Annotated in this window: 9 protein-coding genes; 5 read left to right on the top strand and 4 right to left on the bottom strand. The window is 68.6% G+C overall.

Going from position 1 to position 8,076, the window contains the following annotated elements; genetic code table 11:
• The coding region (locus tag D588_RS0111420; protein ID WP_017916072.1) for an energy transducer TonB at positions 1-272 on the top strand (272 nt) is incomplete at its 5' end.
• Between the two features lie 105 nt (positions 273-377).
• On the top strand, positions 378-629 hold the full coding sequence (locus D588_RS27830) for a hypothetical protein (protein ID WP_157836450.1): 252 nt from the start codon (positions 378-380) through the stop codon (positions 627-629).
• A 67-nt stretch (positions 630-696) separates the two neighbouring features.
• Here D588_RS27830 and aroA read toward each other — a convergent pair whose 3' ends face one another.
• The 3 genes from aroA to serC all read right to left on the bottom strand — a co-directional run bounded on the left by aroA (position 697) and on the right by serC (position 4,901).
• Positions 697-2,010, bottom strand: a complete 1,314-nt coding sequence (gene aroA / locus D588_RS0111410) for a 3-phosphoshikimate 1-carboxyvinyltransferase (RefSeq protein WP_026143607.1) — start codon at positions 2,008-2,010, stop codon at positions 697-699.
• A 577-nt stretch (positions 2,011-2,587) separates the two neighbouring features.
• Positions 2,588-3,736, bottom strand: coding sequence for a prephenate dehydratase (gene pheA, locus D588_RS0111400; protein ID WP_017916069.1), 1,149 nt, complete (start codon positions 3,734-3,736; stop codon positions 2,588-2,590).
• 79 nt (positions 3,737-3,815) lie between these two features.
• The gene (gene serC, locus D588_RS0111395; protein ID WP_017916068.1) at positions 3,816-4,901 is read right to left on the bottom strand and encodes a 3-phosphoserine/phosphohydroxythreonine transaminase; all 1,086 of its coding nucleotides are present in this window, start codon (positions 4,899-4,901) and stop codon (positions 3,816-3,818) included.
• Positions 4,902-5,055: 154 nt separating this feature from the next.
• Between serC and msrP the strand changes: the two genes are divergently transcribed.
• Entirely contained in the window at positions 5,056-6,024 is a 969-nt protein-coding gene (gene msrP / locus D588_RS0111390; RefSeq protein WP_017916067.1) for a protein-methionine-sulfoxide reductase catalytic subunit MsrP, read from the top strand.
• 134 nt (positions 6,025-6,158) lie between these two features.
• Positions 6,159-6,788, top strand: coding sequence for a protein-methionine-sulfoxide reductase heme-binding subunit MsrQ (gene msrQ / locus D588_RS0111385; protein ID WP_026143606.1), 630 nt, complete (start codon positions 6,159-6,161; stop codon positions 6,786-6,788).
• Here msrQ and D588_RS0111380 read toward each other — a convergent pair.
• Positions 6,757-7,554, bottom strand: a complete 798-nt coding sequence (locus D588_RS0111380) for an FHA domain-containing protein (protein ID WP_017916065.1) — start codon at positions 7,552-7,554, stop codon at positions 6,757-6,759. The two genes, msrQ and D588_RS0111380, sit on opposite strands and share 32 nt — an antisense overlap.
• 116 nt (positions 7,555-7,670) lie before the next feature.
• Here D588_RS0111380 and D588_RS0111375 point away from each other — a divergent pair, with 116 nt between their 5' ends.
• Positions 7,671-7,946, top strand: a complete 276-nt coding sequence (locus D588_RS0111375) for a polyhydroxyalkanoic acid system family protein (protein ID WP_017916064.1) — start codon at positions 7,671-7,673, stop codon at positions 7,944-7,946.
• The last annotated feature ends 130 nt before the right edge of the window (positions 7,947-8,076 follow it).

The following is an 8,076-nucleotide window of genomic DNA, read 5'->3' as shown; positions in this document are numbered from 1 at the left end:
GCCCGGTGCCGCTGGAAGGGCAGACCCCGCCGCCGCGCTATCCCCCGGCGGCGCTGCGCCGTGGCGATGCCGGCACGGTGGTGGTGCGGGTCGAGGTCGATGCCAGCGGTGCGCCCGCCGGCGTGGCCCTGCTCCGGCGCAGCGGCTCGCGCGATCTGGACCGCGCGGCGATGGAAACCGTGCGCCGCTGGAAGTTCCGCCCGGCGCAGCAGAACGGCCGTGCAGTGCCGGCCAGCATCGAGATTCCGTTCGACTTCAAGCCCGGGCCGTAACTGAACCGCCGCCCGGACGCGCGGGCGGCGTTCACATGGGGGTGACACCCCTGAGGCGGGTCCTGGGTGACACTGGACCCGTCCCACGGCACCGGAGTTGCCGCCATGCCCACCCCGTACAAGTCGACACAGCCGCTGGACGCGTGGAAGCGCCCCGCCCGCCCGTCGTCTGCGCGCGGGGAAGCGCATGCGCGGGCCGATCGCGGGTCGCCGTGGGCCTGGATGATCGTGATTGCACTGGCTCTGGCGGTGGCCGGCTGGTGGCTGGCCGTGGACCGCGACGACGACGGCAGCGGCTACCGCGCTACCCAGTCGACACCCGCCAGCGATCCGCCGCGTCCGCAGCCGACGCACTGACGTTTCGACAACCCGACTTGCCTCTTCCCCCGGCCGCGCCTGCACGCGGCCGGTGCTGCGCAGACCATCAGGCGGTGCGCAACGCGAAGCCCGCGCCCCGCGCCAACGTGTCGAAACCCGGGAACGACGTCGCCACGTTCGCCACGTCCTGGATCCGCACCTCGCCTTGCGCCAGCTGCCCGGCGATGGCGAAGGCCATGGCGATGCGATGGTCGCCGTGGCTCTCGATGGTCCCGGCACCCAGCGTGCCGCCGTGGATGGTGGCGCCGTCCGGGGTTTCGTCGACGACGATGCCGAGGCTGCGCAGCCCGATGGCCATCGCCGCCAGGCGGTCCGACTCCTTGACCCGCAGCTCCGCCGCACCGCTGACCACGGTCTGGCCGTCGGCGGCGGCCGCGGCGACGAACAATGCCGGGAACTCGTCGATCATGTCCGGCACCACGTCCTCCGGAATCCGCGCACCGCGCAGCGGCGCGTAGCGCACGCGCAGATCCGCGACCGGCTCGCCGCCGTGCTCGCTGTGGTTGTGCTCGACGATGTCTGCACCCATCAAGCGCAGCGCGGCCAGCAGACCCGTTCGGCGCGGATTGAGCCCGACCGCCTTCAGGGTGATGTCCGAGCCGGGAATGATGCTGGCGGCGACGATGAAGAACGCCGCAGAGGAGAAGTCCGCCGGCACCGCGATATCGGTGGCGCGCAGACGCTGGCCGCCGCGCAGCCGCGCTTGGCCCGGCGCGAACTCGATGTCCACGCCGAACGCGGACAGCATGCGCTCGGTGTAGTCGCGGGTGGGATGCGGCTCCTGCACCGTGGTGACACCGTCGGCATACAGACCGGCCAGCAGCACCGCCGACTTGACCTGGGCGCTGGCCACCGGCGAGACGAAGTCGATGCCGCGCAGCGGCTGGCCGCCATGGATGCGCAGCGGCGGCACGCCATTGGCCTCGGTGTCGATGCGCGCGCCCATCAGCGCCAGCGGCTCGGTGACCCGGCGCATCGGCCGCTTGGACAGCGACGCATCGCCGACCAGCACGCTGTCGAACGGCTGCGCCGCGAGCAGCCCGGCGAGCAGACGCATGCCGGTGCCGGCGTTCCCGCAATCCAGCTCGCCCTGCGGCGCCTGCAACCCATCCACGCCCACGCCATGCACGACACGCTGCGACGGTGACGGCGTCTCGATCCGTACCCCGAGCCGCGCGAAGATCGCCGCCGTCGAACGCGTGTCCTCGCCCTCGAGAAACCCCTCGATCCGCGACGTGCCATCGGCCAACGCCGCGAACATCACCGCCCGGTGCGACACCGACTTGTCCCCCGGCACCGTCAGCGTGCCCTGCAGCGCAGTGCCGCGCGTTGCGATCCAGCCTTGCTCGTTGCTCATCATCGTTCCTGAAAGTCCAACCACCCGAAGATTCACCACCACCCGGCGACATCGGCGCCGCTACAGCGCGCTTGCGCTGCTGCCACGACGCCTACACCAAGTCAGCCACCGCCGTTGCCGTTGCTGTTGTTCCTGCTGTTGCTGTTGCCGTTGCTCTTGCTTTCGCTGTTGCTCTCAATCCCCCGTGAGGGCTGGCGGACACGGCGGGTAAAACCCCGCGAGGGGCGACGCGCAGGATGCGCGTCGTTTTCGGCAGGCACATGGATGTGCCTTCCGAAAATTCCCGTCGTGTCCGCGGACCCCGCGCGCAGCGCGGGGCAGCCCGCCCGGGTGTGCTTTCTTTTGGTTACTTTTCTTTGCACAAGCAAAGAAAAGTGACTCGCGCGCAAGCGCGAAAGCTGTTGCTGTTGCTTTTGCCGTAGCCGTTAGCCGTTGTCGTTGTCGTTGTCGTTGTCGTTGAAGAAACAGATCTCATCCCGAGGAACGCTCCGTCGCGGCTGAAGCCGCTCCTACAGATGCACCTATTTCGTAATCCAAAGCGACCTGCAGCGGTTAGAGACGAAACAACCGCGCAACCACCTCAAGGCACCGCCACCGGATACGACCCCAACACCTTGATCTGCGCCGAATGCGCCTTCAACTCCGCCAACGCCAACTTCATCGCCTCATCCTCCACATGCCCCGCCAGATCGATGAAGAACCCGTACTCCCACTTCGCCTGATGCGACGGCCGCGACTCGATCCGATTCATGCTGATCCCATGCCGCGCGAACGGACTGAGCACATCGAACAACGCACCCGGCTTGTCGTGGATGAACACCAGCACCGACGTGCGATCGTGCCCCGACGGCGGGAAGATCTGCCGCCCGATCACCAGGAAGCGCGTGGTGTTGTCCGCGTCGTCCTCGATCGACTTCATGATCACCTTCTTCAGCGCATACACATGCGCCGCGCTCTCCCCGCCGATCGCCGCCGCATCGTCGGCATTGCGCGCGCGGCGCGCGCCCTCGGCGTTGCTGGAGACCGGAATCTTCTCCACCTTGGGCAGGTTCGCGCGCAGCCAACCGGCGGTCTGCGCGAACGACTGCGGATGCGCATAGATCCGCTCGATCGCGTCCAGCCGCCCGCTGCGCGAGAGCAGGAACTGGTGCACGCGCAGCTCGGTCTCGCCGCAGATCTTCAGGTTGGAGGTCAGGAACATGTCCAGGGTGACCTGGATCGTGCCCTGCCCCGAGTTCTCCACCGGCACCACGCCGAAGTCGGCGTTGCCGCTTTCCACTTCCTGGAACACTTCCTCGATGGTGGCCATCGGCAGGCCCACCGCCGAGCGGCCGAAGTGTTTGAGCACCGCCTGCTGGCTGAAGGTGCCCTCCGGCCCCAGGTAGCCGATCTTCAGCGGCTCCTGCTGCGCCAGGCACGCGGACATGATCTCGCGGAATACGTGCACCAGCACTTCGTCGCTGAGCGGGCCCTGGTTGCGGTCCACCACCATGCGCAGCACCTGCGCCTCGCGCTCGGGCCGGTAGTAGTCCACCGCCGCGGCAAGCTTGCCCTTGGCCTTGCCGACCTGGTGCGCGAACTGCGCGCGCTCGGCGATCAGAGCCTGGATGGTGCGGTCGATCTCGTCGATCTTGGCGCGCACGTCGGCCAGGGCCGGCGTGGCGGCGGGTTTCGCGGACTTGGCCGGCTTGGCGTCGGCGGCGGGAGATTTCTTCGGCTTTGCGGCCATGGATCGGGGGTTCCTCGGTGGTCCGGATCGCCGGCGCGATCCGGTCGCGGCTGAAGCCGCTCCTACAAAAATCGGCGACTCAGCCGTGGCGCTGCTGGAAGTCGTGCATGAACGCGACCAGCGCCTGCGCGCCAGCCAGGGGCATGGCGTTGTACAGCGACGCGCGGATGCCGCCGACCGCCTTGTGGCCCTTCAGCGCCAGCAGGCCGGCCGCCTTGGACTCGGCGACGAAGCGCGCGGTGAGGGTTTCGTCCGGCAGGAAGAACGGGATGTTCATCCGCGAGCGCACCGCCGCCGCGACCTCGTTGCGATAGAAGCCACCGGAGGCATCGATCGCCGAATACACGAGCGCCGACTTGGCTTGGTTGCGCGCGGCGAACGCCTCCACGCCGCCCTCGGCCAGCATCCATTTGAACACCAGCCCGGCCAGGTACCAGTTCCAGGTCGGCGGGGTGTTGAGCATGGAGTCGCGCGCCACGTGCGAGCGGTAGTCGAAGATGTCCGCGCGCGGCTGGCCGGCGCGTTCGAGCAGGTCGCGGCGGATGATCACCACGGTGACGCCGACCGGGCCGAGGTTCTTCTGCGCGCCGGCATAGATCAGCGCGTACCTGGACACGTCGATCGGCTCGGAGGCGATGCTGGAGCTGAAGTCGGCGAACAGCGGCACCGCGCCGACGTCGGGCGTGTCGCGGAACTCCACGCCGTGGATGGTCTCGTTGGCGGTGATGTGCACGTAGGCGGCATCGTCGCGCAACTGCCAGGCGGCGCGGGGCGGGATGTCGCGGAAGCCGTCGGCCTCGCTGCTGGCGGCCACGTGCACGTCGACGTAGGGCCCGACCTGCTTGATCGCGGTCTTGCCCCAGTGCCCGGTCACCACGTAGTCCACGGTCTGCCCGGGCGCGGCGAAGTTCAGCGCCAGCAGCGCCTGCTGGGTGGTGGCGCCACCGGCCAGGAACAGCACGGCATAGTCGTCGGGAATGCCGATCAGCCGGCGCAGGTCGGCGTCGGCCTGTGCCGCCACCTCCATGAACTCGGCGCCGCGGTGGCTCAGCTCCACGATCGAGGCGCCCACGCCGTTCCACTCCAACATCTCCGCCTGCGCCTGGCGCAGGACCGATTCCGGCAAGGCAGCGGGGCCGGCACTGAAATTGAACGCGCGCGTCATGGGGCACCTATCGGACAGGACCCCTAGTATGCCGCAGCGCAACAGCTTGCGGCCCGGGCAATTTAGGTTGCATTTGCATCCATTCGCCCTGCGCATGCGTAGTCTGTGGTGAAGTCCCCGCCACTGCTCGCCCCCTTCGCTCCAGGAGTCCGCCATGTCGTTGCGCGATGCCCTCACCGTTCCCAGCCGCGAGATCACCGACGAGGCGGTCTACCGCGACCGGCGGCGCCTGCTGCAGGCCCTGGCGCTGACCCCGGTGGCCGGCCTGGTCGGCTGCGCCGACGCCGAGCCGCCGGCCCCGCCCAAGACCGTGGTGACGCCGGAGCAGGCGCGCAGCGGGTTCCGCACCAACGAGGAGCTGACCCGCTACGAGGACGTGACCAGCTACAACAACTTCTACGAATTCGGCACCGACAAGACCGATCCGTCGAAGGCGGCCAAGACCCTGCGCACCTCGCCATGGTCGGTGAAGGTCTCCGGCGAATGCGAGAAGCCCGGCACGCTGTCCCTGGACGACCTGCTCAAGGGCCATACGCCCGAGGAGCGGATCTACCGGCTGCGCTGCGTGGAAGGCTGGTCGATGGTAATCCCGTGGCTGGGCGTGCCGCTGGGCGACGTGCTCAAGCGCTTCGCGCCGACCTCCAAGGCCAAGTATGTCGCCTTCACCACCCTGGCCGATCCCAAGCAGATGCCCGGCATCCGCTACAGCTCGATCGACTGGCCGTACAGGGAAGGCCTGCGCATCGACGAGGCCATGCACCCGCTGACCCTGCTCGCCACCGGCCTGTACGGCAAGCCGCTGCCGCAGCAGAACGGCGCGCCGCTGCGGCTGGTGGTGCCGTGGAAGTACGGCTTCAAGAGCATCAAGTCGATCGTCGAGATCCGCTTCGTCGAGCGCATGCCGGAAACCGCCTGGCACGAGCTGCAACCCTCCGAGTACGGGTTCTTCTCCAACGTCAATCCGGCGGTGGACCATCCGCGCTGGAGCCAGAAGACCGAGCGCCGTATCGCCGGCAAGGCCAGCAAGCTGTTCGCCGAGCGCATTCCCACCCGCCCGTTCAACGGCTATGCCGACCAGGTGGCGTCGCTGTATGCGGGGATGGATCTGAAGAAATGGTATTGAGGAGAGGCTGGGAATGGGGAACTGGGAATCGGGAATGGGAAAAGCACGGCGCCTGGTGGTTGCCTCGCGCGACAGCTGGAGTCGCAGTCGGCGTGCCGCGTGGCGCCTGTGCCAACACGGCGCGATGACGGCGCATGGCTAAGACCTCTGCTTCGTTGATCGCCGCCAAGGCGGTGGTGCATGCGCTGGCGCTGGCGCCGATGGCGTACCTGGGCTGGCAGTTCTGGCAGGTGTGGCAGACCGGCAGCGATGCGCTCGGTGCCGATCCGGTGGCCGAGGTCGAGCACCGCACCGGGTTGTGGGCGCTGCGGCTGCTGCTGTTGACTCTGGCCATCACCCCGCTGCGGCAACTGATCGGGCAATCGGTGCTGCTGCGCTTCCGGCGCATGCTCGGGCTGTACGCGTTCTTCTATGCGACCGTGCATCTGGCGGCCTATCTGGGGCTGGACCTGCGCGGCTACTGGACGCAGATCTTCGAGGAGATCGTCAAACGCCCGTACATCACCGTCGGCTTCCTGGCCTGGTTGCTGCTGGTGCCGCTGGCGATCACCTCCACCCAGGGCTGGATGCGCCGGCTCAAGCGCAACTGGGGCAAGCTGCACAAGGCGATCTATGCGATCGGCGTGCTCGCCGTGCTGCACTTCTGGTGGCTGGTGAAGTCGGACATCCGCGAACCGCTGCTGTACGCGGCGATCCTGGCGGTGCTGCTGGGCTGGCGCGGCTGGCGGGCGCTCAGCGCGCGCCGAACCACAGCAGGCCGCTGAGCGCGGCGGCCAGCAACAAGGCGCTGAGCAACAGCCACGGCCAGCGCCGCGCGGTGGCAGGGCGCGGCGCCACCGCCGGGGTCAGCGCCAGCGCGGCCAGTGCCGGGTCGTCGCGCAACGGCTCGGCACCGACGACCTGCGGGACTTCCAGCACGAAGCGGTGCTGGGCATCGAATACCACCTGGTCGCCGGGCTGCAGCCAACAGCTGCGCACGGCCACGCCATTGACCTGGGTCTGCGCCTCACCGAAGCCGCGCAGTAGCACCCGCTCGCCATGCCGTTCCAGGCGCGCGTGCTGCTCGGCGCAGGCCGGATCGTCGATGCGGATGTCGCACTCACGCAGGCGGCCGATGCTGCGTACCCGGTCCACGGTGAAACTGCGGCCATGGTGCGGACCGCCGACGCCACGCAGCACCAGGCGCGGATCGTCGTGCTCGGCCTCGCTGACCTCGGGCAGGCGCTGCAGCGGCTCGCACTTGCCCTGCACCACCATCTCCACGCCGTCGGCGTAGACCGCGTCGCCGGCGCGCAGCAGGGCCATGCGCCGCACCGGGCGGCCGTTGACGTGGATGCCGCGGCTGCCGTTGGCGACCTGCAGCCACAGGCCGCGCCGGTCCAGGCAGAACTGCGCCAGCAGCAACGCGCCCTGGGTGTCGTCGACCACGCTGACCTGGCCGGAGGCCAGCCGCACGATGCGATGCACGCCCGCGCGCAGGGGCCGGTCGGGATGTTGGCGGTTGCTGAAATGGACTTGCAGATCGTGCACGGCGGGCAGCCTAGCAGGTTGCCTGCGAGTGCAGAAGCGCGCGCGCTGGACAATGCACCGCGCATACGCACAATGCCTGATCGTTCACGCGGGCACCCGCCCGCACAGGAGCCAGCATGTCCAGCATCGACATCCGCCACGACCACGACAAGACCCCCGCGCAGGCGCGCAAGGCCATCGAAACCGCCGCCAAGAAACTGTCCGAGCGCTTCGACCTGGAATCGCACTGGGATGGCGATTCCCTGCTGTTCTCGCGCTCGGGCGTGGACGGACGCATCGAGCTGCTGCCCAAGCAGGTGCACGTGACTGCCGAACTGGGCTTCCTGCTGTCGGCGATGAAGGGCACGGTGGAAAGCGAGATTCGGCGCGTGCTGTCGGAAAAGCTGGGCTGATCAGTGCATCGAGCCCCCCTCCCCTCGGGAGAGGGGTTGGGGTGAGGGTGCGGTAGCAAGCGCTGACGCGATCAGTTGCACGAGGCTTCGCACGTACCCTCATCCGCCCCTTCGGGGCACCTTCCCCCGC

It is taken from the genome of Xanthomonas sp. SHU 308, assembly GCF_000364645.1.
GTDB lineage: Bacteria > Pseudomonadota > Gammaproteobacteria > Xanthomonadales > Xanthomonadaceae > Xanthomonas_A > Xanthomonas_A sontii.
Note: the sequence above shows the minus strand (reverse complement) of the source record. Positions and strands in the feature narration are given on the sequence as shown.

Excerpts from the sequence above, each read along its gene's own strand:
- D588_RS0111375 (WP_017916064.1), top strand. The coding sequence starts at position 7,671 with ATGTCCAGCATCGACATCCGCCACGACCACGACAAGACCCCCGCGCAG.
- aroA (WP_026143607.1), bottom strand. The coding sequence starts at position 2,010 with ATGATGAGCAACGAGCAAGGCTGGATCGCAACGCGCGGCACTGCGCTG.
- D588_RS27830 (WP_157836450.1), top strand. The coding sequence starts at position 378 with ATGCCCACCCCGTACAAGTCGACACAGCCGCTGGACGCGTGGAAGCGC.
- pheA (WP_017916069.1), bottom strand. The coding sequence starts at position 3,736 with ATGGCCGCAAAGCCGAAGAAATCTCCCGCCGCCGACGCCAAGCCGGCC.
- msrP (WP_017916067.1), top strand. The coding sequence starts at position 5,056 with ATGTCGTTGCGCGATGCCCTCACCGTTCCCAGCCGCGAGATCACCGAC.
- serC (WP_017916068.1), bottom strand. The coding sequence starts at position 4,901 with ATGACGCGCGCGTTCAATTTCAGTGCCGGCCCCGCTGCCTTGCCGGAA.
- msrQ (WP_026143606.1), top strand. The coding sequence starts at position 6,159 with ATGGCTAAGACCTCTGCTTCGTTGATCGCCGCCAAGGCGGTGGTGCAT.